Source organism: uncultured Legionella sp., from assembly GCF_937871865.1.
Classification (GTDB): Bacteria; Pseudomonadota; Gammaproteobacteria; order Legionellales; family Legionellaceae; genus Legionella.
On the sequence record NZ_CALMPD010000145.1, the window covers coordinates 1 to 25,964 of the forward strand.

Consider the following 25,964-nt stretch of genomic DNA (forward strand, 5'->3'; position numbering starts at 1 on the left):
TCACCGTAGCAACTATGGCCATTACACCCACTACAATTTTAGAAAAGAAGCCATTACTTCTTTTAGGTAATGGTGGTGGGGCAGGAGGTAGTGGGCTTGCAGTGGTGGCACTGGTCATCCCTATCATTTGATTGGCATTTAATACTTTATGGGTGCCGTTGGTATGGTGTTGTCCTGTAGCAACAGGGGGAATAGTCAAACGCTGGCCAAGGTGCAGTTGACCGTTGCCCACTTGCGCATTCTTATCACTGATGCCGTTGGCATCAGCCAGTAAATACCACAAGCTGCTGTCGCCATAAACCTGTAAGGCAATGCCTTCCAGCGTATCGCCTGCTTGTAAGGTGTAGGCGCCTAAATTATCTTGCGGTGCTTCTGGCAATGTTCCATCAGCATGGTCTCCCGGTGTACGTTCCAAGAACTCATTAGTACTGTTCATACTATGACCCGGTTGCCACATAAAGGGAGCATCAGCACCTGCTTTTGACTGACTCCCAGATGGAGCAAAGCCTCCATACACCGTGAGATGCTGTTTGCCCACGGTGTCCAGGCGCAAGTCACCGATGGTTTTTCCAGCAACACTCAAATAATGCGTTTGGCCGTCTTTATCCTTTCTTCCTTTTATCCCTTCAACACTACTGTTCATATAATGCGTGCTATTAACACCTTGTTCGTCTAATGATTCGCGTAACTGACCATTAGCGTCATAAAGTCTCGTACTCTTCCCGGTAGTCACTCTACCTTCATCGGTACTGAGAGTCGCTTTATCCAGACTCTGTTGGTAGCCATCCCACAGGTCATACCCGTATTCGTGTATCATCGTGCTGCCTAAAGTGTCTCCCTGGGCGTTGGTTCGCGCCCTTAATTCAGTCAGATTACCCACTTTATCGTGCTCAAAAGTCGTTTTGGATACTTCAATGCCAGCACTATTATGAGTACTTTGCGCTTTTAATATGCCCTTATCATACGACAGGATGTTTTTTTGTGACAAATTACCTGCACCATCAAAGCTGTACTCCTCTATCACGCGTCCAGACGCATCATAAAATTTGGATTGCAGATTAATGCCATTACGTTGAATCAAATCCAATTGATTGTCATCGTTATAAACATAATGATAATGTTGAAGGGCACCATATTCATACGTAGAGGCATTCTGAATATTCCCCGCGGCATCATAAGAGGTAGTACTGCCTTGCGCACTGGTCATCATAATCTGACCATTCACCAATTGCCCCTTATTCACTATCATGCGATTGTTTTCATCATACAGGTAATAGTCATCACTTTGTAGTGCGTCATAGTCCGTATAATTAGCGCTGACCTGAGTATGCCGGATATTGCCCACCGCATCGTAATCATAATCTATAGACAGCAAGGTATGGTCCTTATTGGGAAACGTCTTATCGTCATCTTTTGGATTTCTACGCCTGACCTGAACCAGGCGACCCAGGGCATCATATTGGTAGTAGTCAGTTTCTCGTACCCAGCCGTCTGTGTCTGTATTGCCTTTTCCTGATTCTTTACTGAGCATTTGACCATCCACATCATAAGTGTAATTAACGGTCTCATTAAGCCCTTTATCCGCGTATTGCAAAAGAGCCCCATCTCCGCGATAGTGATAACTAATATGCTTTCCTGCGCTGGAACGCTCTTCAATTAATAAGCCATTGGTATTGTATTCGTAATACGTAACATGGCCGCCTAAATCGGTGTGCTGAGTTACTCTGCCCTCATCATTATAGACCCAGGATTGGCTGCGCCCTTCTGCATCGATTTCTCTGGTTTTATGACCAAAGGCATCATACTCATAATGTGTCTCATAACCACGGGCATCACGGCGTTTTATTTGATTACCTAATGCATCATACCAAAACAGGGTCTCTTCCCCATTGCCATTAATCTGCTTAATTAACTCACCCGCCTCATCATACTCATACTGTTGATTCGTTTTAGAGGTGTTTAATGCTATCAGACGATTGGCCTGGTCATAGGTATAACTCGTTACACCGCCCAGCTCATTGGTCGAACGGGTTAATTGCTCCAATAGATTGTACTGTTTGGTACGTTTATTTCCCTTGGCATCACGCTCTGAAATCACACGCCCCAAAGCATCATACTCTTTACTTACCGCATGACCATTAGCATCAACCATGGCAATCGCCTGGCCTAATTCATCGTAAGCATAATAATTAATCGGCTTTAGTAACTGCCTTGTTCCATGCTCATCAACCACCTGAACTTCCGGTAATTCTTGTTTGATCATTTGATTGAATGCATTGTATTCATAACAGGTTACCAAACCTTGTGTATTGGTATAGGTAAGCATATTACCCCAACGGTCTACTGTTTGTGACTGATTGGCGTATTCTAAATGCAGCTCGTTATTCTGCGATGTGGGGTTAACACTATACTCCTTTCTTTGACGTAACAGATGACCTGATTTAGTGTAAAAATTGTCTTGTCTTTGCAAATCATAGTTATTGCCTTGTTCATAACTCACGCGTTGTTCGAAATACTTTGCCGATAAATCCACTCCAGAACGATTATGCTCCTCACGAAAATTATTGGTTGAGGTCACGATTTGAGTCACCTGCCCCATTAAATCGTAAACAAAAATCTGATAATAGCCCTGAGTATTCGAGCGCCAAACGTTTCCTGAAAGGTCATACTCAACATGAGTGGTATAATGACCGTTAGCACCTTTAGCTATTAATTCGCCAAAGATATTATAGTTTGCCTCCTCGGTACGTAATTCCCCGCTGCTTTTAAAGGTTGCTGTCTGCAACAGATGATGTTCGCTGTCATAGCTGTATCTTTTGTCTTGAATAAATGCTGTATTGTCTGCTTGTTTTAAGGTGCGCCAACTGCGAGCCAGATTGCCATTGGCATCATAACTGTAATTGGTCTGCTGATTAAGACCATCGCTCTCAGCAATAAGCTGGCCTTGAGTATCGTATTCCTGCCTCGTGATAAGGTCCTGGCTTGCAGCCCCTTTTAAAATAAAATGAGACTCATCGGCCTCAAGTGTGCCTTGTGCCCAACGCCTTGTTTCGACCAAGTTCCCTAATGCATCATAAGAGTAAGTAGTCGCAGCTCGCCCTTCCTGTGTTGCCGGGGCAACTTTAGCAATCAACTGTCCCAATTCATCATAATAGCAGTAGGCTGTATTGCCTTTGGGATCTGTTGTCGCAATTAAATGCCCTAAAGCATCGTAGCGGTAGGTTGTTGTGAGATCGCCTACCAAGGTCTCATAAAAATTAGTACCGTCTTTTAAGCGTTCATAACCCACTTGTTTTAAGGTTTTTTCAGTCAATTGCCCTAAAGCATCATAACGATAAAGTACGGTTCGATCTTTAGTACTGGTTTGTCCCAAACGATAATTACTGGTGTTCCATTCTCTGGCGGCAACAGCATGTTCCGTCATCAACTCAACGTCACCAAACACATTATACTGATAGGTTGTGGCATACCCTTCCGCATCAATAACTGCTGTTTGATGCCCCTCGTTATCATAATAGGTATAGGTATCAGCCCATTCGGACTCATTGATTTTTACTGAAGACTTAATCACTTCACCAAAGGCATTATAGAACGTTTTTGTGGTTGGCTTGATACTCTTATCGTAATGACCGGTTTTAGGATTATACGTTCTAATAGCGTCACGACTGACTTCGATGACCTGATCATCCAAATTATAAACATAGAATTCATTTCTGTCGTATTCGCTATTGCTTCTTTTCTTGGTCAGTGCATCGAGAGTGTACTCAAAATCATCACTTTTCTGAAGAGGAGTGGCATAGAGTGTTTTATTAATCATCCTGCCAAAAGAATCGTATTTATAATAGGTTAAGCCCCCCAATGTATCCACGGTGTACACTAACCGCCCTACATGATCGTAAGTAAAATGCTTCCAGTTACCCGCTTTATCACTACTTGCAATCACCTCGCCAAATGCGTTGTATTTAATTTCTTCTGCTAAAGTCTCTGCACGTTCTTGTCTCTGGTTAGAAGCCGATGCAGTGGAGCAATTCACAGTGACATCAGGATAGATGGTTTTTATTTTATGATTGTTAGTATCAAATTCATAAAGTAGCGTTTGTTTTAATCCTTCTGCATCACGAACCACTTCGATTAAATTACCAAAGCTGTCGTAGCGATGCCTGGTGACTATGGAGCGTTGTTCCTGGCCCAGAGCCGTTGTTACTTTGGGGGATATGGTTTCTATGAGCTGATTTGCTTCATCGTATTTATAAGTCCATAAAGCTTGATTCGCTTCTGTTTTACTCAATACATTACCTTGAGCATCATAAGTGTAACGTGTTGTTGTTTTTTGAGCATTCACTTCAGCTAACAACCTACCTGAAGCATCGTATTCATAGGAGGTGAGTTTCGCTTGTTTGTTTGCAGCATAGAGCACATTTTTGATGGTTTGTTCATCATAAAGAGACAGATGCAGTGGTGTTGCATGCGCTAATTCAGCAATCATATTGCCAACCGCATCGTAACGGCGTTCAATCACGCGCCCCTCACCACTGATACGATACACTTCACGACCCGCTGCATCATAAACAAAATGACTGGTTCTGTCGTTTGCACTTTTGGTCACTCTCAACTCATCAAGAGAAGTGAGATTGGCGAGAGAAGTACGAGTGGCATAAACCGTACTTGCCATAACATGCCCCAAATTATCGTATTGATAGGATTTGGCGATTCCTTCTGCACTTAGTTCTATTGCTACACGACCCGCGTTATCGTAGGCGTAACGGATTGTTTGATCCTGTTGCGAATTAACCTTAAGATTCTTAAGAATATTCTCTAAAGTATAATGCCCATTTTTACCTAGATTAACAGGCTCTACGTACCTCGTACGACTGATTAATTGTCCATTTTTATCATATTGAGATTCAGTAATGTATCCGTCATTGCTGCACGTAAAACGTAATTGATTTAAACCGTCGTATACCAAGTTCTGTTCTCGCCCCCCATCCGGTGGTGGCAAAGGCCTTTTACCCTGTTTTAACGTATCAATGGAAATTGCTGTAGCATGCTGGCGAATATGAATCACATTACCATTTTTGTCATAAGCATAAGTGGTTGCATAACCTAAACCATCGTATTCCCCAAGTACTTGGCCAAGGTTATCAAATTGGCGAAATCGATAATGATCATGAATGGAGTCTTCTTGTAATACGGCCTTCAAACTCGCTTCATTATAATCCGGTAACTGAGCAATCGCTTTGGCATAAAGTACCGTTTCTATTTCATTGCCCTCAGGATCATAAATATGCTCAGTGACCACACCCAAAGCATTTATTTGATAGCGACAACGATTTAAAGCATCATAGATATAGTGAGTACTGTGCTGATTCGCATCGGTTTGGCATATAAGGTTATCATTAGCATCGTACTGATAGGTTGTGGTAAGCTTTAATCCATCAGGATCGCTAATGTTGGCTATTCGTCTACCCAAATGATCCCATTGATAGGCGGTGCTTTTATTAACACCGGATGAATTGATTTCAGTTTGCCGAATTAACAAGCCCCGGTCATCGTAAAAATAATCTGTGACTAAATTCAACCCATCAGGGTCGACACAGGTTCTAATTAAATTGCCTTGATTGTCATAACTAAATTGTTTCACGCCGCCATTAGCATCCGTGACTTGCAGCTGCCGGCCTAGTGCATCGTATTGATAAAGAGTAGTAATTTTTAAATGGCTGGGATCCACTGTTTTAGATAAGAGATGATCTGCTGCATCATAACGATATTCAATGATTTGCCCCCCCGCATTTTGCTGCCAAATAAGATGCCCTGACTCATCATAACTATATTCTTTAAACGTCCCTTCAGGAGCATCCTCTCGAATGAGTTGCCCTTGTTCATTATAATGGAAATCAGTGGTATAGCCATTAGCATCTTTTATCGAAACCTTATCTCCAAAGGAATTAAATTGCGTAACAATCTCTGCTCCCATTCCATGGGTTAAGGTAATGCTCTTGTTTTTATCATCGTAGCTAAAAGTTTTTACAATCTTTGTATGACTATGATCTGTTTCGGTTAATATTCGACCAAACGCATCGTATTTGATTCTTCTAAATTGGTTGTGAGCATTAACAATGTGTATTTGTTCCCCACGTTTATTCAAAACATAATTTGTCTGGTTTAAACGACCATCGCTCGTTCCAATCACCCAACCAAAAGCATCGTAACGAATATCGCTACTTCGAGAGAGGCCTTCCACATCATCAATCCGCTTGGTAAGTAGCCCTCGTTTATCGTATTCAAAGGCAGTAAGGTTTTTGTTTTTAGCATCAATGCCTTGGCTACTGAAGTCTAATTCACCAAAGGCATTATAACTGGAAGTTACAAGACTTCGATTTCCACTGTATTTAGCTATCATCTGGCCAATGGTATTGTATTTATAGTGAGTGAATTCATCGAAACGATCATCTTGCAATACCTGTAAGCGTACGGTCAGTTCTTCTGTGGTTAATCCTTGTAGGCTAGTTTTAAAATAGGCACTGAACGAGCGAGTAAACGCGACCTGTCCGAATGCATTATACCCAGTTTCCACGACCGCCCCGTCAGCATTCACGGTATATCGTAATGCGCGTGCTTCATCATAAAAATAATGGGTAGTCTGATTCAATGCATTGGTCTTGCTCAGTAATAACCCTGAATTATCGTATTCAAAATGGATGCTGTGTTTTTGCCAAATTAATTCAATCTGTTCTTGTGACGGATAATCGTTTTGTAATAAAGCACAACCTAATTCATCAAGACTCTGAATGACACGCCCCAGAATATCATAACGATAACGTTGCTGCCTTGCGGCATAAGTGAGCTCATCAGTTAAGGTTTTCACCACCAATTGCCCCATTTCATCATAAACATAATTGGTGATTAAACCAGACTGTGTTTTTTCCTGAATTAATAAGCCCAGATCATTATATTGGTATGTAATGTGATGATCATTTTTCTGCACTTGCGGGCGAATGTGTTCCAACATCGTTGTTTCATTAATAAGCACACCTCGAGCTATGGCCTGCTCATAAGAGTATTTTTCCAAGAGTAAGCCGTTACTGTCATAACGGTACTCAATTAAATACCGCTCACCATCAATGTCTGCAACCTTAAGTCCACGTGCATCATAAAGACTATAGGTATGAATATCACTCACTGAAAAAGCAGGCTTATCTTGCAGCCAATCGTCACTAAACCGTTTTGCTAGTCGGTTAGCATAACGTACTGTTTCAATGATATGCCCCCGCCTATCGTAACGATAAGCTGTTGCATGCCCTTCACCATCAACCTTTGCCTCTAGTCGTCCCAGGCTATCATAGTAATAATAGACAACCCTATCTTTTGAATCGGGTAGTAAATGAACAGTATCCAAAGTCAGAAGGTGCTGAGGATTAAATGAACTTAATGTCGTCGCATAGGCAGTTGTAGAAATGACTTGTCCCTGTGCATTATAGTCATAACGAATCACCGCTCCTTGCGCGTCAATGCGATAAACCAATTGATTATACTGATTGTATACATTCTGGGTGATACGATCCTCGGGACTGCTTTGCGGCTTTATTGCAACAAAATCAGGAGTAAGTTCCAGCCAGCCCTGAGTTGAAACACGCTGCTCATACTGGCATATTTTTAATACGAATCCGTCGTCATTATATAAAGTCTCAGTAATTTGACCGCTGGTACTCACTTGAGCCTGTATTCGTCCTTGATGGTCATAAAAAGTATAAGCAGTCAGGCCATCCAATCCTGTTTCTGCTATTAAACGGCCTGCGGCATCGTATTTATAGGTTATAGAACCATAAGTATGGCTACTGTCCATACGCATGACGGAAAGTAATAAACCACTTTTGTCGTAAATACGAATTGTTTGTAATCCATTCGCATCCGTTTGAATCACTCGTTGATGCGCATCATCGTATTCAAAACGTTGGCTATTATTTTGGTTATCAATGGTTTGAATGAGCCGTCCCAAATCATCGTAAAGGTATTGAGTAATGCTCCACCCACCATCAATTGGCGTACTTTTTTCAATCAGACGTCCTGAAGCATCATAGCGACTACGAGTACTTAATGTATCAATAGCAATCCCGTGGCCTAAGGAGTCCACCTGACTGTAGTGCAGTTCTTCTATGAGTTGGCCTCGCCAATCATAGTGATAGTCAATCAGGCTGACGTCCTGAGGATTTTGTCTGGCAACCCAGGATTCCATTTGCTCCAGGCTCATCAGTTCCTCGTCACTCAGAGCACTCACATCATAGCCGGCCCGAAGGTAACAACGAGTGCTGATGAGTTGGCCTTGTTCATCATAGCGTCGTTCAGTCACAGTGCCATCTGCTGCAATGACAAAACGTAAATGACCACGGTCATCGTATAGATAGCGTGTTGTTTGTGGTTTTATCGGATGATGAGTGCCATCAAAACTCTGATATTTTGTTTCCGAAATAACATGATGAGCTGAATCATAAAGCCATTGCGTCACCTGACCTGAAGGCTCTTCAACCCGAATGCAATCGCCATTGTCATTATAGCTAAACTTCCAGATCTGATCGCCCTGAATGATAGAACTCAGCAAAGCTCCTTCATATTGATAGCGTATACGGTATTGCTCTGGTCCGTCGATGCCGGTTAATCTGTTTTTATCATCATAATAATAAGTCCAGGACTCCCCCAAACCATTGGTTATTGTTGTTTGTCCCTCTTGATAGTCATAAAGAGTCACGCGCCCTTCACCATCAACCAGTTTTTTTACCCGGCCCTCGGCATCGTATTCGATATGAAGGCTAGTTCCATCAGATTGCTTAATGTCACTGATTCTATTGGAATCTCCGGCATAATCGTAGGTAATCCAAAAAGTCTTGCCCTGGCCTAAATCACGACTGACTTTATGTAAGCGTTGTTGGTCATCATATTCATAATGCAAGTGATGAGTGATTACTCCATCACTGATTGTAGTCACATCCTGTAACAAACCATTCTGAAAAGACCAGGTTATTGCCTGCTTACCGCTCGTATCAACAATACTTACCAGATGGTCATTTTGATAATTAAAAACAAAACTATGTCCGTCCAAATCACGAACTTCCCTAAGCTGGCCTTCCTGATTGTAATGACACGCAGTTTTTTGGCTGCCCTCGCGGTACGTCCACCCGTTTTGACTGTAGGTCAGTCGCGCAGTGCCACCGCCTTCTGGTACGTAAGCTTGTTTTCCGGTATGAAACACAAAACGACTACTATGGCCGTCTTCACCGATGCGCGTCACCGTTGAGCCTTCGGTATTTATCGTGCCGCTAAATTCCAAACGAGATTGAAGATTAAAACACCAGGAATTGCCTTCTCCACGGGAATTGTAGGTTTGAAATAAGTCCAGCCCAAAACCAATATCAGCCAGAAAACCATCTGACTGACGTAACACCAAATTTCCATTTGCCGCATTAACATAGACGGATTCACCACCTTGCCCTAATGCAGCAGAGCCTTTAGGTCCGTAGCTGCCCAGACCTAAAGAAGAACCTTGTAAACCTAATCCTTCACCTGTAAATACTTGTGTCATAATGCGTCCTAATGTCTGGTTTAATTGTTACAACAAAGCCGCCAAATCAGCCCATACTAATTAAGCTCAATAAATATTCTTCTGAGGCTCCCCCGGGAGTATTTTTTATCACTATTTTTATTTCAACATCATCAGGAACATCTGGAACCCTATCAGAAATTAACTTATTCCCCTCAAGGCGTAACCAACCAAGAGGATTAAAATCTTTAGCAAATGCAATCAGGTAAGGAGCATCATTGAATTCAGGATAAATATCGTTCGCTGCGACAAAATCGTAAGAAAAAGACTGGTTACGATATAATATGGGCATCAATGGCTTAGCAGCCTTAAAACGAGGAGTCTGCTTTGGATCGATACTTATCTGCAACGGAATGACTATTGGCTCAGAAGAACCACCAATTGCAGAGCTTGCCCGTAGAGTAAGCTGAAATTGTTGGCCTGTAGCCTCATCAGGAACAGTCCCTTCTAATACCGTTGGATTTAGAGAGGAAATGCTAAGCCAAGGTGCGGCAGGCTCCACTTTATCTAATATCAGTTTAAGATTGGAATCATGGGCAGGATCATCAATGTAGCTTGATAAATCTTCATACATATTAGAACCAGCCAATTGTTCTAACTCAAATGAATTAATTACCGGTTTTTGGGCTGGATCATAAGCAATAGGAATTTTTATCGTTAAAGGTAGAGAATCACCGCCTGTATTCGAGGAGGCTATAAGCGTCAGTTCCGCTTCCTTCCCGGCAGCTTCAGATGGCACCTTGCCTTCCAGGCGGCTAGAATCATCACTTGCGATATCTAACCAATCCGGGTGGCTCAACTGGGTATCGATACGAAATGAAATCTGATTGGTGTGCATAAATCCGGTTTGGTGCTCAACTAATTCCATGAGATTCATACTGTACTTTTGAGCGGGTAAAGCACTGGCCATTGAATAGTGCTGTTTAAAAACAGGTTTGTCTTTTGCATTAGCTTGAGCCTGCACGGCAAAATCTATGAACTCAGAAGTACCATAAGCATTTTGTACCCCAACTTTAAACAGATATGTTCCTGTACGTTTTGGTGTTCCAGTGATAGAAAAACTAGATGAATCAAAGCGTAATCCATCTTGTTCTGCCGGGCTCACTATTGCCTGTGCAGGAAAACCTGCATTCAGGTTTTCCTCATAAAACGTTACTGCTGATTTGAGATTGTAAACAAAGAATTGATTGGCAGTTGCTTCCTGGATTGGAATGGGCTGCATGGATAAACGATTAGGAACCATCGTAATCGCTAAATGATCAGTCGAATACGGCTGATAACACTGATTGGGATTTGGTGTCGTTCCATCACTAGTGGAACAAAGCACAGGTCCCCCAGACAATCCACTTGCCGGTAATGCACTACCTATAATGGTTAATGTCAGTACGCAAGATCCTTTAGGAGCAAGAAAGCACGCACCGTTTTGACTCACACCTGTTTGCGGTACAATTACTAGATTATGAGCCCTGGATGAATTATTAGTTACATTGTATTTCACCTGAGCAAACGTTGTTGAACTGACTGAAGTAACAGGGGGAAAACCAGGGTCTGGCGTAATACTCCATACCGGCATTCCGGCTTGTAGTGTAATAGAAAAACAAAAAGCACTTAACCCCATGCCGAGCTGAGCCACTAAACGTGCTAAGAACATGTGCTTAAACGAGGCGAATAATGAACAACAACGGGTTAAAAAAACAACAAGTTGATTTTGTACAAAAAAAACACGCGCGATTCCATTATTTAGTTGATATTTCCTTAAATCCTTCACGAGACTGCTCCATACATCCATAAAATATCCATAATTCCACTTGGCTATCCAAGGCCAAGTGCAATGTCCGGGTGCAATATTAAATGCAAGATTTACTTACGTCAATTAAAAATTTATGGCTAATTAGAATCTTTTTTCTGGTCTGAATATTCAGGCTAAAAATATCGGATTTTAGAATGAAACATCAAAAGTCCTCATCTAATTATTTGCTTGATATTGAGCGTAATCGTTTGAAAATATTTGCTAAACCCCTTATTGTTAAAATAATTTTTTATAGTTAACAGGGTTATGGATGAGACTGTATAATAAATTAAGTAATGGGTTGGCTGGTTTAAAAAAGAAGAATAATTGGCTACGTTGTCTTATTGCAAATGTACTGATCTTTGTCCAGCTTTTTCACATAGCCTTTGCCGCAATTGCTCCACTACCATCATCCAAACAACCCAACTCTTCCAATCACTTATCTCAGGTCAATTATCTACCAAACCAGACACTTCAGATGCTGTCCTTAAATAACAAACAATTGGGAATGTCTGGGCCATTAGATCTGGGAATAACATACAGTGATTTAACAGGAACATATTTTAACGCACAATATGCATTGCCTATAGGCGAAAAGCTGGCCTTAAATGCCTTAGGGGAATATGGTTCCAATCAATATCGAATTAATGGGACAGTAGGCTATAGCCTTTCAGAATTGTCTCAAATTAAAGTTACAGCAGAGCGTTTTGACCAACGCCTCCCCTTCCTCTTCGACTCAGGAAACATCAAGTCACGAGTGCATCAGGATGCCTACGGTTTAAGATTCCAACAGCTGTTCAATCTGCCACTCATACAGGGATTTAATGCAGGCACCTATTATGCAAAAGCGGATAATAAATCCTTAGATCCCATCATCTTTTCTTCCAATGGCAGTAATTGTGGCGGTTTTAATGCCGGTCTGCAGTGTATTAATTACCGTAATATCGCAGGTGCGCGGAGTGCTGGTATTGATATGGGACTGGATATGTTGTTGGCCCCTAGCACATTAGTAAGCGGTAATGTGTATTATGATGAAGTCCATTACAACACGATTTTATCTCTGCTTCCTTATCACAATCGAAACGGTATAGGAGCAGGAATCAGAATAAACCAACTGTTAAATGAACGTATTAAAATAATGGGAGAGGCAACGGCACGAGAGATTTACGATACTTATCAAACTGGAATAAGCTGGTTACCTAAAAAGCAGAAAATAGGAATGGAATTATCGCTTTTGGGTCAGTATATTACGTCACATAATGCGACCCCGGATAACAGAAGCATAAGCCTGCAAATAAGTTTATTTGGAGATGCTAATAAACGTTATGATGAACGCTATCCAGCAGGAGATCAGCAATTAAATAGCATTTTACAATGGACAAAAACACCCGCAGTTAAAATGCAACAAGTACTCGCCATTGCGGAGCAGATTACTAAACTTTTAGCGCCAAGTATTGCAGGCATTAGCCCCAATAACGGTCCCTTTATCGGTGGCAATATAGTTACCATAACAGGCAATAATTTTGTACAAGGATTACTGGTCTATTTTGGTAACCAACTAGCTCATGATATCCAGATATTATCACCAACGACTATTACGGTCACAGCCCCACCAGGAATTGATCCTGCAAATAATGTGGTCGATGTAACGATACAATCTCCTGATGGGCAAAAAACTACTTTAGTGAATGGCTACATCTATTTATCCGGTCTTGCTGCACCGATGATCACCCAGATTATTGATAATACAGGCTCGTCACAAGGAGTAATACCCAATGGAGGAACAACGGATGACACCACACCACAAATTGTAGGAACCGGTCTTTCCGGAGCAACGATATCAATTTTTAACAATGGCAATTTGTTAGCGACAACATCTGTTGATAGTACAGGCAGCTGGTCCTATACACCAACAACGCCATTGGTTGATGGAGCACATAGTTTTACCGCGGCCCAAACGGATCAAACAGGTAGCACCTCAGCGCAATCAGCGCCATATACCATTAACGTAAATACCATTGTACCTGTAGCTCCATTAATTACTGCTGTTTTTGATGATCAGGAGCCTGTAACAGGAGTAATTCCTGACGGTGGCACGACTAATGACACTACACCGCAGATTGCAGGAACTGGTTTACCTAATGCGACGGTATCACTATTTACCGGTAATACGTTGCTGGGAACAACATCTGTTAATAACTCAGGGGGTTGGATCTTTGCAATTACAACCCCATTGGGTGATGGTATTCATATCTTTACCGCAACACAATCGAACGCCTCAGGCACATCCCCTCAATCTCCTCCTTATACCATTACAGTAGACACTGTGGCACCAATACCTCCCACCATTAGTTATCTGCTTGATGATGTCGGGCCTGTGCAAGGACAAATATTGAATGGAGGCACAACAGATGATACTACTCCTCAGGTTGTAGGAACTGGTAGCCCTAACGACACAATAAGGCTCTATCTTGATGGAAATCCGCTTGGCACATCGACTGTACTTTCTGATGGAAGCTGGTCCTTATTTCCTACAAGTTCATTAGCGAATGGGCCACATATTTTGACAGCAACAGCAACAGACCAGGCAGGTAATACCTCCTCTCTATCATCAGAATTTAACTTTACCATAGATACCAGCATTCCCCTTGCTCCGGTAATTACTGATATTTTTGATGATACTGGACCAGTAACAGGCACGATCCCTAATAATGGCACTACAGATGATGCACAACCGACCCTTTCAGGCAATGGTCAGCCTGGAGCAACGGTATCAGTTTTTAGTAATGGAAACTTGTTAAATACAGTGCCTGTTGATGCGTTTGGAAATTGGCTATTCATACCAGCATCGGCATTGGCTGACGGGAATCATGTTTTTACCGCAATACAAACGAACCAAGCCGGTACCCCGTCACCGCAGTCAGCATCTTATACTATTACCATCGATACAAATTAAATGCATCAATTGCCAGTAGCCCTCCTTTACACTATGAGGGCTACTCACCTTGAAATTAATCTCTATCCCCACTGGTGTATAACCCTCTCCCACCATCTACAGCAATCATTTGGCCCGTAATATAAGGTGCCTGATTAATTAGAAAAAGGACTGTTCTCGCTATATCTTCTGCAGTGCCAATCCGCTGCAAGGGTATTTTTTTAATCATTTCATATTGATGCTCGGGATTTAAAGTTTGATCTTCTGGGGGAATCATGGCACCAGGAGCAATAGCATTGACGCGTATATTGGGGGCTAATTCTTTGGCTAAAGTTTTGGTCAACATCCATAAACCTGCTTTTGCAATACTGTAAACTGGATAACGTTTGGCAGGACGATCTGCTTTAATATCAATAATATTAATGATATTGCCCTTACGCTCTGACAATATAGGCATGGCAGCCTGGGAAAGAAAAAAAGGAGCAGTGAGATTACTGCCTACCAAATCAGCCCATTGTTCTTCATTTACAGTACCCATGGGGGTTGGGTAGAACGTAGAGGCATTATTAATTAAGACATCAAAATACCCCCAAATTGCTTGTGCTTTAGCGATGAATTCAGAAAGAGCCGATGTATTTAATAAATCCATCTGTAATAACGCAACACTATTAGGGCGTTTCTCATTAAGCGTATTCGCAAGACGCTGTGCATCTTCTACTGAATTACGATAATGTAAAATGATATTCATTCCTTCCTGGTGCAATAGCTCGGCAATACCGGCACCAATCCGTCGCGAACCTCCTGTAATTAATGCTATTTTTGGTTGCATTATTGAGTCCTGCTAATATTATTAGTTGAGTGATGATTCTTCACGTCCAAACCTGTGTATCGTAGAATCAAAGAAAAAATATCAACAGACCCTAACATAAATGATAGAAGAAAAAAATAATCTCTCACATAACAAAACCAATCATTCAATTTAAAACTCATAAGGACATTCTCTTCATATAACGCCTCAATAAGTTGTAGCAAAGTCACTCCATTTGCGCTGAGACAGTAGACAACTGAACAGAACCTAAAGCAGAGAGTGCAACCGGAAGACTAAAACGATATACATTATCTTTAAGTAATAAGCTGTACGCTGGATCGTTAAACACAGTATCTGCATCAGGAGGAATTAATAAACTCCGATCATCTGTTTCAAATCCCTTGGGCAATGGATGAAGTTCCTGAACATGCGCTATGTAAATAGTTTTAATATGTTGAGGCTGGTGAGGATGAACAATGATGTATTGGCCGATGGGCTCCAATGCAGCCAGCTCCGCACCAGCCTCCTCATAAGCTTCTCTTATCACTGTATTAATTGGCCACTCATGGGCCTTGCGAGTTCCACCGGGCAATTCCCATCCTCGTTTAGAATGATGAGTAAATAACAATTTGCCGTCATAAAAAGCGTAGACTAATACCGCCTCAGGAATATTAAAAGCCTTTTTATTGAAGGTTAAATGAATTTGTTGATGAGGGTAAGCACCGGGAAAGGAAAAATCCATTACGTTAACCCCCACAATAACAATCATAGAATAAAGTATATCCAAACATGAATTACAACCCAATACAATCACACATCAAATTATTTATCTGAATATCTCAATAAATTGTAGTAAAACCAGGATGCCAAATTAGCATGGCTTGCCTGCAATATCCAGGATATCCTGTTCTGCACCTGAATCTCGGCATGCCAATCGGCAATCGGAAAAAGGTAGTTACCTCATTAAAAACAGCTCGCCTGGAAGTAACAATAACCTTGGCACCCGAGTTTACTAATTGCTCAGCCAGAACGCCTCCTAAACCTAAGGTTCTATCAGTAATCAAAACTAATTTTTATTGATTACATTCCATTATATATCCTGTTAGCAAAAACGATTTGGATTAAAATAACAAGGTATGGATTTACTTAAATAATAGGATACTAATAGGAATGCACAAGGTTTCTATGAATTCGTAGGTCAGGCTAAGAAGAAAATTAAAAGCCCTAATGCGGTGCAGCGGAATCCGGAAAGTCCATGTGCAGCATGATACATTTATAATCGGTACGCGCTTCGCGGGACTTCCCAAATTACGAGCGTAACACTTCGTCCGAATTATTGATACAGGAATTCCTTAGCCTGACAACTATGATTCATAGGCCAGCTACAAGCAAGCGAGTTGCGAAGATTAATTGCTATCCGTACGCAAATTCTGCAGACGCTGAATCATAGAATCTAAAGCATCTTCTTTCGTATTATAAATATCTTCATAGGCAACATGAAATGTATTGAATTCATCTTCACATTCTACGCCATCGTCTAACAATTCAGTAATGACTTGCCTGGATAATAAATAGAAATCGTCTTCGATTTCAAAACTAATAATCCATATTTGATCGCCAATTTTAAAGTGAGTCATAATCAATGCAGCCATTTTCCAGAAAACTATTATTGCGGATAATATAAGCATAAAATGTCTATACGTCGATAGATTACTTACATCTTTTTAAAAAAGATGCTTTGCGAGTAAGGGTAAAAGTAACAGCAGGTAGAGGCGAACACGTTATTTTTCAATGAGATTGTTCTGATCTTTCTCAGGCAGCAATGGCCATGTTGATGCATTATCCCTCAAAAGGATTCAATGAATCAGATCTTCCCTTCATTAAGAACTCAGTACCTATCGAAATACTAACACTTGATGATGGGGATCATGAATTTATTGTGATCAACCGTAAAGCGGACTCCCATTTAAATGAGCCGCACACCTGGGGAAACAATGTCATTATCTTGGATCCATGGCTTCGCGAATGTTATCTGCTTGACGAAGCTCTATCTCGCTCTCGACAAACAAATTCCGTTAAGATTATTTTCCAGCCCCACACTTATACAGTTGAAAATAAAGGAACAATTTCCGAAGGAGCATCATCTCGATGGCATAAAGCACATGAGCCATACGATATATTCAAACTGCAGAGCAGAGCCACACAACCCGAGGAGCAAATACCATGGGTAACTCCAGCTCCCCCCCGCAATCAAGAGAGATTTCTTACATAAAAGGTAATACCACATGAACAGTGGGATCAGTAATTTTTTATAGATATATAAAACACAATGCCCGAATTACATGTAACTGTAATCCGGGCTTTCCATCACCACCATACCATAAAACTACTTCATAAAATCAACCGGCTGGGGAAAGCTGAGATAGTTTTTGGTCAATTGCTTTTCTTTCTGTTGATTAGGATTAGCATTTTGACACCACTCTCCTGACTTAGGGTGCAGCTCTCCTTTGCTGTTGGTTACACTACAGGTTTGTTTATTTATAATATTACCTCTATTTATGGGACATTTAGCGGGATTCATGTCATCAGTACAAGGAGCAAATTTTACATTAACCCTAAAGGTATACACATTATTATTCAGATCAGTAAACTGTACCTTTATAGGATATGAAGCAACAGTGCCCACTCGAAATCCAGCAATCTGACTGTTAGTTGGCATAATCACATCTTGGGTGACTTGATCGCACTCCTTATTGCCAGCCTCCTTACCATAAACACATACACCATATTTAGTAATCAAAGGCTTAGTTACCTCCTTACTCATCTCCTGAGGCACCCCAATCGCTACAGAGAAACCATCTTCATAGTTAAAGTGGTCTGGGTTTTCAAGACCATTAGTCCCGCCCACAGTAAAAATCAATCCATCTCCCAGCTCACTCATGAATCCAACTGCATCATCAACAGAAAATGCATAAGCATCCATATCCAGATAATCCTTATCATGAATCAATTGAACGTAAGGGTTAAACACTAATTCAGGCCTAATATTCGTGTTGTAAATATACTGCAAGTAGTGAATGTACATTGATTGAATTTGAGCATGATTCCAGTCCGGTATACTGGTATTAGCCAAAGGGTTAGCTGCAGCACCACATCCTTCATTGAAAGGTACCCAGCCATAAATATGCTGAATGGTATTCCAATAATTAAAAGGAACAGGTTTGCTGTCTTTTATCTCATTACATTGTCCTGCGTCATACATCGCCAGATATTGTTGATAATTTTTCTGGTAAAATGCTTGAATAGCAACAAGTTTCTTTTGCAAATCATCAGGACAATCCACTTTTTCTGTGACGTATTTACTCACATCTTCATCCCATGCAACACAACTTCCCCATAAATTCTGCATGCGTTGCACCGCCTGACCAAAATGAAGTGATTTTTTTTGTTCATCAGTACATTGCCCCTGCTGGCACGATAAGACAGTCAACACGGGTGGAGCGCTGTCTTTACCATCCGGTTTGACAGGTACATTATCATTAGCAGGCAAAGTACCAAAGCGTTGAGCAAAAACATTATATCCCCCTGGTAACTTCAACTCGAACAAGTTATATACTGGCCAGCCTTGTCCTGCATCGGTGTTTAAAAACGACCTGAGCTTGTCTCGAAACTCTCCCATAGATTTTGTAGACCCGCTATATCCTATATAAGGGTTCTTTTTAGGAGCAATGGCAACAGGCATGTAGACATGATCAACATAAGAAATGTTGTATCCCACATTTTCAGGCTTTAGTAACCGAGCTTGTTCATCTGGTGATTTTGCCGCATCTTCAGGCGTCATAATGGAATCACCGAACGTATATTCAGATAACTGCGCATAAATATTTTCAGGGAACTGAGCATCACTGGAATAAATGCTTAATTCGCATCCAGTACCTGATCCCTGGCAAGTTACTTCCTCAGGAGAAGGATTTACTAACACATCTTTCTTATTACGAAGTCCTTCGTTTTTATCAGCCAAAACCACCCGGCCACCATTCCACCAGGTTACATAAAGATCATCGGATAACTTACTATATAAAGGGAGGGTGATGGTTACTGATGAACCAGGAGCTATTCCAGTACCTTCATTAACATACAGTTTATAAACAAACTTGGTTGGATACGCAATCTTTATGCTAGTACGGAAACAGCCTTGAAGCCATTCATTTACGGAGTTCATACTCGTTGACACGACGGGATAAATCGTGTCTTCCGTATTATTATAAATAGATATCGTTTTTGCTTTGACGGTTATTGGTTTACCGTTGTTGTCCTTGCACTTAACATCTGCGGGCTCTGCAACATCTTCCGCAACAGAAATTGCGGCAAAACATGACAGAATAGCAACACTCAAAATCCCGATCAATTTTTTTAACATGGTCAATCCTGCTTTTTGATTGTGTTGCTATAAACATAGCACACAAAATCATTTCCGAAATTTATGGAGTAGGTTATTAACACATCTTTTACATAAAAATCGTCAGAAATGACATAGAAGACCTTCATAATAATAAAGATAATGTGCATTAATGTAGTTATCTTTAATGTATTATATCCGGCTACTCTTTAATAAAATAACAAGGCAATTGGAATTTTTCATGGTGCATCAGACTCATGGTGGGTAAAGATAAATGGGACAGGCTAAGAGCCTGGATGAAACAACTGGAAATAATTGAAGATGAACTTATTGAAAAATTCATCACAGGGAGTGGAAGCGGTGGCCAAAAACTACATAAAACATCATCCAGTGTGTACTTAAAACATGTTCCTAGCGGAATTGAAGTCAAATGCCAGGAAAGCAGAAGCCGCGAAGACAATCGCTATTATGCACGAATCAGATTATGTGAAAAATTGCACACCACGGTAAGTGATGAAAAAACCAAAGACCAACAAAGAAGGGAAAAATTAAAACGCCAAAAGAAACGGCGCTCAAGGCGTTCAAAACAAAAAATGCTGGATGAAAAATCAATGCATGGGCAACAAAAGATATTACGTAAAAAACCCATATCCTATGATCACTAGTACCCCGGTCACAAAAAAATTATTTGAAAAATAGAACCAACTGCTCCATATTTATACTCTACTTTGTTTAATAAGCCATAAATGGAGGTTGTATGAATTATGTAGATGGATTCGTCGTTGCCGTTCCCAAAGCCAATAAAGAGAAATACATTGAGCATGCACAAAAAGCCGGCTTGGTATTTAAAGAACATGGTGCTTTACAAATGGTTGAATGTTGGGGAGATGATGTACCTGAAGGAAAAATTACGTCCTTTCCAATGGCGGTACAATGTACAGAAGATGAAGTTGTCGTATTTTCCTGGATACTTTGGCCCTCCAGAAAAGTTCGTGATGAAGGAATGCAAAAAGCCATGGAAGATCTTCGTTTAAAACCAGATAACAACCCCATGCCTTTTGATGGAAAACGCATGATTTATGGTGGGTTTAATATAGTTGTTGATGTGTAATTACCTAGGGTTATCAACTAAAAACTTCTGTATCACATGAAGACAGGAGTTTTCAGTACACAATACAGATAAAAATTCAGCATGAATCTGTTTATCCCAATTCTAATTCCAAAACAGATTGCTTCTTGGGTTTTTCTTTAACTACTTCATCAGCAAGCGCTTTATCATTAACAACTTTGGTCACGCAAGCATCTGACCAAACGTTTAATGCAGTTTCCAGCATATCAATCAACGCATAAAACGGCAGGATAACTCCCATTAAAGTGATGGGAACATTCATGCTGGATAACAAACTGACGCTTAGGAAAAAACATCCCATAGGCACGCCCGCATTTCCGATGGCAGCAATAGTTGATACAAAAATCCACAATCCCATAGTTGCATAAGAAATAGGCATGCCATGACTTTGCATCAGATAAATTACAGTTGCGAAGATAAACGCAGCACAACCATTCATGTTAATACTGGTGCATAAAGGCAATACGAAACGACTGATTTGAGGTTTGACCTGAAGATTATTTTCTACTGTATTCATGGTTACTGGCAAAGTACCCACAGAAGATTTGGAGAAAAATGCGACGGATAATGCAGGTATCATTGCTCGCATGGTAGCAAACGGTTTAATTCCATTCATTCGCAGCCATAAAGGTAAAATCACAAACCCCTGAATCACATTGGCTAATACTATGATCAATAAGTACTGACCAATCCCTTTAATATCCATACCTGAGCGCAGCTGAACAACTGTAGATGTAATAAATCCAAAGAGCCCTAAAGGAATTAAAGTAATAATCCAGCGTGTCATTACAAGGAACATTCCATGCGCGCCACGAAAAAAACGGGTAATGGTTTCGCGAGAATCATCTTCAGGAATCTGGCGTATAGCAAATCCAACAACAATACTCAGTAAGAGCACCCCCATTACTTGTTGCTCAAGAAATGGAGACAATAAATTTGTGGGGATAATATTAGCTAAATATCCAAGATAACCCAGATTATTTGTTGCACCAGTAGAAGCTGCTTGTAAATTAACCTCAACGGTACTTGGGTTTATAATAATATAAAGTAAACAACTTATAGTCGCAGCAACTATAGTGGTTAAAAAAGTATACTTGATGGTTCTTTGCCATATTCTCTTCATTACTCCATCAGTTTTATAATTAGCCAAAGTAACAATGATCGAAAGAGAAATAATTGGCAAACTAATGCATTTAAATATTTTTATAAATAAATCAGAAACCAGCAAACCAATCCCTTTTAAAAGGGCTATATCAGACATGCCACTTATAATTCCCAAACCTATCATCAGAGTATAAATTAGAGGCGTGCTGAAAATAATTTTTTTCTTTTGTTGATGCGCTGCACACATAGTGAAAATCCTTAAAACAAATGATTAAAAAGGCAAATCAGGATTTATCAGCAACAACAATACAATATGATGGTGTCAGAATAAGAATTAAGGCGGGAAGAATGTAATGGTTGGATTGACATAAACAGCACTGACCTTTTGATTAAATTTTGAGCATATCGAATACATTCTAACATACAATGATTTTTCGTCAATACTCTTATATAAATATTCTGCAAAAATAAGTGTAACATCTCAATAAGTTGCGACAAAACTAGCGTACTAAAGTACCGTGACTTGCTCACGGTACTTTGAAAAAAAACCTATCAAACCAATTCAACACTAGTGAGCTGATGTTTAAATTGCATTACGCGTCTGTATGCTTCGTCTATACGTTTAGGCTCAATGATCTTGTTCAGTACTAATTGCTCAATGCAATCAATAACCTCAGGTGCTGTGATATTGCCTAACTGATTTGCAAAAATAACCATATCCGCACCAGCATTGATTGTTAGGCTCAATGACTCTTCAAGAGAGTAATGCTTTGAAATAGCCTGCATTTGCAAATCATCACTGATGATTACCCCATCGTATCCCATAGTATTTCTTAATAATCCGGTGAGGATTTCATGAGAAAGAGTGGCAGGAAGACCTTGACTGTCCAAAGATTTATTGACTACATGCGCAGTCATCACCATAACGGGTTTATCTAAATCGTTCACCAAACTACGATAAGGTGCTAACTCATCAAAATGAAACGTTTCACTCACATCGACAAATCCCTCATGAGTATCTCCTATCGCACTACCATGCCCAGGAAAATGTTTATAACAGCAGGCAATACCATAACTGCTGAATATCTCAACGAATCTGCTGGCAATGCGAGCTACGATATCCGGTTTGTTCGAAAAACTTCGACCTAATTTTCCGATAATGCCTTGTTGATCGTTAAGATTTAAATCAACAACTGGGGCAAAATTCAGATTAAAACCCAAGGATTTTAAAGTAGATGCCATTTGCCCCACTTCTTCATCAAACTCAGATTCAGATAGTGCAGCCAGGCTCATCGCGTTCATTGTCGTCATGCAGCCATCAATTTGAGTCAAGCGATCAACAACACCCCCCTCATAATCCAGAGCAATTAATAAGGGATTTTTTTCATCTTCTGCAGTAGCTAATGATGAATAATAATTCAGATGATGGCTCAATTGTTTAATTTGTGTTTGATTTTTTAAATTTTTACCCTGTGTGCCTGTCGGCAGATCTTTGTCAAACAATAAAACACCGCCTAAACCATCACTTGATAACCACTGAGCTATGGGACTTTGCTCACTAATTTCAGAGCCATTAAAGCCCATAATCAGCATTTGTCCAATTTTATTTCTAAGGGTAATCAATTGCCCGCTCCATCAAAAAATATGCACGAAATAATACACAAAGATATGTACTAAGACAAACAATCACTGCTTCACTTTGGGTTCAGGAATACTACTAAAATCGCATTTACAATTTCCCTTCGCATCTGGGGGTAAAGGCACCTGGGAAAAATCATTAGGAAAACAGACAGGAATTGTCCAGGCCAAGTCGCCAGGATTTATTTTACCAGGTAATGTCCAGTTTCTAAGTGCAGGATAAGTTTTGCCTTTTTCACTTTGCCAAAAAACTGGAGAATATCGAGCGTAATAAAGCAGACTTTGGGCTTCAGTACAATTAAATTCCACCCGCCCCCATGATTTGCCCTTAGGAACCGTGAGTGAAAAGACTTTATTCAAATTTGAAGCATCAATGACATCAACTGTCACATCATAATTAGTCCAGCAACTGTCTTTTGCCAAGGTGTAGAAGCAAGTAAACGCCCAGCCAGGGGAGTTTAAAAGAAGCATTATAGAAAAAATCCAAAGGCGTCGCATCGTTTTAGACCGTATTTTAGAGAAGCTCAAACAGTATATTTAGTATATACAATTCTACCCTAAAATGTATTGCAGCATAGAATAAATCTTTGCAACGAATGATTATTACAGCCATTGTCTCCAACGGCCGTAGTTCACTTTAATAAATAGAAAGAATGGAACAGAAAATTATGCGAAGGAATAAGAACTTCTGCGCTCATAATCATCTTCAGGTTCAATTGCCTCAGACAATGCCACCAGCCCATAACCAAGTCCCAATACAGTCGCAGCAAAAGCCCATCCCGCCAAAATAGCTCCACCTACGCCAGGAACACCTAAGGCTACAGATAACCCTACAGCAATAAGGGAGGTAATAGGTGATAACATGAGGGCAGGTAATGGATTAACCTTAGGTCCCCAAAGCATAGTACCCAAGATATAACCAGTTAAAAAACTATTTTGAGTCTTTTCTGCATAATGAAGTAAAACGATATCAATAGAAACTGTTCCGATTACAGCCATAACCAAAAGGCTAGCCCCTCCTCCATACATTAATCCTTTACCGATAATCAAACTCAAATCAGAAACACCTTTCTGTATATCGCTCTGCACAGACATAATGACTAACTCCATATAAAGTAAAGTGCGAAAATACATCTAAATTAAACCAAAATCAATAAATTTTAATCAATTTAGTTTTCTCATTATTGATTATTAGTTCTACAGACATATCAGCAGTTTGCACCAAAATCGCTTTTTTTAAGTACCATATCAAGTGAGGAGGTAAGGCCGCAGATCCTGAAATAATTATCTATAACAATTAGAAGCGTACCCAAAAGACACTTTAAGCGACCAAATTCAATGTAAATACAGTGAAATCCTTGCTTTTATTTGCTGACAAGTATAAGCTTGGCCCGTTGGAGAGGTGGCCGAGCGGCTGAAGGCGCACGCCTGGAAAGTGTGTATACGGCAACGTATCGAGGGTTCGAATCCCTCTCTCTCCGCCAAATTTAAGTCCCAAGTCAATGTCGATGCAAGATTACACACAAAATTCACTTTCTGAATAAACCAATTAAATTAGGGATATGACAGATGAAAATGAAATTACAATTACTCGCAATAGGAATTTTATTATCAGTCAATGTATTCGCTGATGGATACTACCCCGAACTAACCTCTCAGGATCAGCCGTGGACCATTACAGCCAGTGTAGGTAGTGGGAAGTTCCAACACCTCTACCTAAAAGATGGGCAATCAATGCTTGCTCGCTTAGCACTTGGTAATGAACTGATGCTTGCTGGCGATATTGCTCTGGGACTGGAATTAGGCCTGCAAAGTGGGAATAAGATGCGTCTTGATATCCCTTATGAAACCTTGGCTGTTTTAGAATGGCTTCCAGTGCAAACAACTCTGGGCCCTATGCTTGATCTTTTGGTTACCGCTAAAAGCGATCCATTATTCGGAAGTTCTTTTTTTGCCCAGCTAAAAGGCGGTATTGCATACAGATATTGGCAGGTGGAGCATAAGCCTATTAAAGAAGTTTCCCAGTTAGCCGGGGAGCTTCAAGCAGGATTCGGCTACCCTATTACAGCCTTAGCCAGTTTAAATCTGTTGTATCAAGGCGTTTACGGTAACGATCCCAAGTTGAAAATTTATCCTTCAACAAAAACCGCCAGCATTACTAATATACCGATACTCCATGCTGTATTATTAGGATTTACTGTTAACCTCTAGAGAATATGTTGAGCGCTCACATCTAAAAGAGCACCCGTAACTCTTCTCTGCGACGAATGCAACCACGAAAACATACAGTGTTCCTCCTTAGTTCCCTGACTCGGACGAATTTATTTTAATCATTTGCCCCACATGTGCACATAAATGACTATAATTTACTCGTAGTGATGAATAAAATGGAGAGTCATCATGAAAGAAAAACATTTTGCTTATAAAATTACTGAAGCACCTTCAAGTATTGCTTGTACTCATGCCGAGATTGAAGAAGATAAAATGCTTGATCTGTTAATTGAAATACAAAATGAACATTCTAATGGTATATTCTGGATATTTAAACAAATAGATGAGCTCCCCAAAGA

At 40.4% G+C, this 25,964-nt stretch carries 14 protein-coding genes, 1 tRNA gene and 1 pseudogene; 6 read left to right on the plus strand and 10 right to left on the minus strand.

Annotation, left to right across the window (positions count from 1 at the left end; genetic code table 11):
• Both Q0495_RS07490 and Q0495_RS07495 read right to left on the minus strand, forming a co-directional pair.
• Positions 1 to 9,574, minus strand: a pseudogene (locus Q0495_RS07490) (LysM peptidoglycan-binding domain-containing protein); the annotation flags it as partial.
• Between the two features lie 46 nt (positions 9,575 to 9,620).
• Positions 9,621 to 11,360: an Ig domain-containing protein gene (locus Q0495_RS07495; protein ID WP_298624586.1), complete on the minus strand. Its 1,740-nt coding sequence runs from the start codon at positions 11,358 to 11,360 to the stop codon at positions 9,621 to 9,623.
• 292 nt (positions 11,361 to 11,652) lie between these two features.
• Here Q0495_RS07495 and Q0495_RS07500 point away from each other — a divergent pair, with 292 nt between their 5' ends.
• Positions 11,653 to 14,337 carry an Ig-like domain-containing protein gene (locus Q0495_RS07500; RefSeq protein ID WP_298624588.1) on the plus strand — a complete coding sequence of 895 codons (2,685 nt, stop codon included), beginning with the start codon at positions 11,653 to 11,655 and terminating at the stop codon, positions 14,335 to 14,337.
• A gap of 55 nt (positions 14,338 to 14,392) precedes the next feature.
• Here the strand turns inward: Q0495_RS07500 and Q0495_RS07505 are convergent, their stop codons facing one another.
• From Q0495_RS07505 to Q0495_RS07515, 3 genes are all read right to left on the minus strand, one after another.
• Positions 14,393 to 15,145, minus strand: coding sequence for a pteridine reductase (locus tag Q0495_RS07505; protein WP_298624589.1), 753 nt, complete (start codon positions 15,143 to 15,145; stop codon positions 14,393 to 14,395).
• A 205-nt stretch (positions 15,146 to 15,350) separates the two neighbouring features.
• On the minus strand, positions 15,351 to 15,866 hold the full coding sequence (locus tag Q0495_RS07510; RefSeq protein WP_298624590.1) for an NUDIX domain-containing protein: 516 nt from the start codon (positions 15,864 to 15,866) through the stop codon (positions 15,351 to 15,353).
• Between the two features lie 664 nt (positions 15,867 to 16,530).
• Complete coding sequence (locus tag Q0495_RS07515) at positions 16,531 to 16,812, minus strand: hypothetical protein (RefSeq protein ID WP_298624592.1); 282 nt, start codon at positions 16,810 to 16,812, stop codon at positions 16,531 to 16,533.
• Positions 16,813 to 16,946: 134 nt separating this feature from the next.
• On the opposite strand from Q0495_RS07515, the gene Q0495_RS07520 reads away from it, so the two are divergent.
• On the plus strand, positions 16,947 to 17,396 hold the full coding sequence (locus Q0495_RS07520) for a hypothetical protein (RefSeq protein ID WP_298624593.1): 450 nt from the start codon (positions 16,947 to 16,949) through the stop codon (positions 17,394 to 17,396).
• Positions 17,397 to 17,510: 114 nt separating this feature from the next.
• On the opposite strand, the gene Q0495_RS07525 is transcribed toward Q0495_RS07520, so the two are convergent.
• Positions 17,511 to 19,544 carry a hypothetical protein gene (locus Q0495_RS07525; RefSeq protein WP_298624594.1) on the minus strand — a complete coding sequence of 678 codons (2,034 nt, stop codon included), beginning with the start codon at positions 19,542 to 19,544 and terminating at the stop codon, positions 17,511 to 17,513.
• A 236-nt stretch (positions 19,545 to 19,780) separates the two neighbouring features.
• On the opposite strand from Q0495_RS07525, the gene Q0495_RS07530 reads away from it, so the two are divergent.
• Positions 19,781 to 20,188 carry a peptide chain release factor-like protein gene (locus tag Q0495_RS07530; RefSeq protein ID WP_298624596.1) on the plus strand — a complete coding sequence of 136 codons (408 nt, stop codon included), beginning with the start codon at positions 19,781 to 19,783 and terminating at the stop codon, positions 20,186 to 20,188.
• Positions 20,189 to 20,280: 92 nt separating this feature from the next.
• Positions 20,281 to 20,634 carry a DUF1428 domain-containing protein gene (locus Q0495_RS07535; protein ID WP_298624598.1) on the plus strand — a complete coding sequence of 118 codons (354 nt, stop codon included), beginning with the start codon at positions 20,281 to 20,283 and terminating at the stop codon, positions 20,632 to 20,634.
• Between the two features lie 91 nt (positions 20,635 to 20,725).
• Here the strand turns inward: Q0495_RS07535 and Q0495_RS07540 are convergent, their stop codons facing one another.
• From Q0495_RS07540 to Q0495_RS07555, 4 genes are all read right to left on the minus strand, one after another.
• Positions 20,726 to 22,003 carry a dicarboxylate/amino acid:cation symporter gene (locus Q0495_RS07540; protein WP_298624600.1) on the minus strand — a complete coding sequence of 426 codons (1,278 nt, stop codon included), beginning with the start codon at positions 22,001 to 22,003 and terminating at the stop codon, positions 20,726 to 20,728.
• A gap of 305 nt (positions 22,004 to 22,308) precedes the next feature.
• The gene (locus tag Q0495_RS07545; RefSeq protein WP_298624602.1) at positions 22,309 to 23,379 is read right to left on the minus strand and encodes a glycoside hydrolase family 3 N-terminal domain-containing protein; all 1,071 of its coding nucleotides are present in this window, start codon (positions 23,377 to 23,379) and stop codon (positions 22,309 to 22,311) included.
• Between the two features lie 63 nt (positions 23,380 to 23,442).
• Complete coding sequence (locus Q0495_RS07550) at positions 23,443 to 23,865, minus strand: hypothetical protein (RefSeq protein ID WP_298624604.1); 423 nt, start codon at positions 23,863 to 23,865, stop codon at positions 23,443 to 23,445.
• Between the two features lie 195 nt (positions 23,866 to 24,060).
• Complete coding sequence (locus Q0495_RS07555; protein ID WP_298624606.1) at positions 24,061 to 24,489, minus strand: hypothetical protein; 429 nt, start codon at positions 24,487 to 24,489, stop codon at positions 24,061 to 24,063.
• Between the two features lie 301 nt (positions 24,490 to 24,790).
• Between Q0495_RS07555 and Q0495_RS07560 the strand changes: the two genes are divergently transcribed.
• Both Q0495_RS07560 and Q0495_RS07565 read left to right on the plus strand, forming a co-directional pair.
• Positions 24,791 to 24,878, plus strand: a tRNA-Ser gene (locus Q0495_RS07560).
• 85 nt (positions 24,879 to 24,963) lie between these two features.
• Positions 24,964 to 25,605, plus strand: coding sequence for a hypothetical protein (locus tag Q0495_RS07565; protein WP_298624608.1), 642 nt, complete (start codon positions 24,964 to 24,966; stop codon positions 25,603 to 25,605).
• Positions 25,606 to 25,964: the final 359 nt, after the last annotated feature.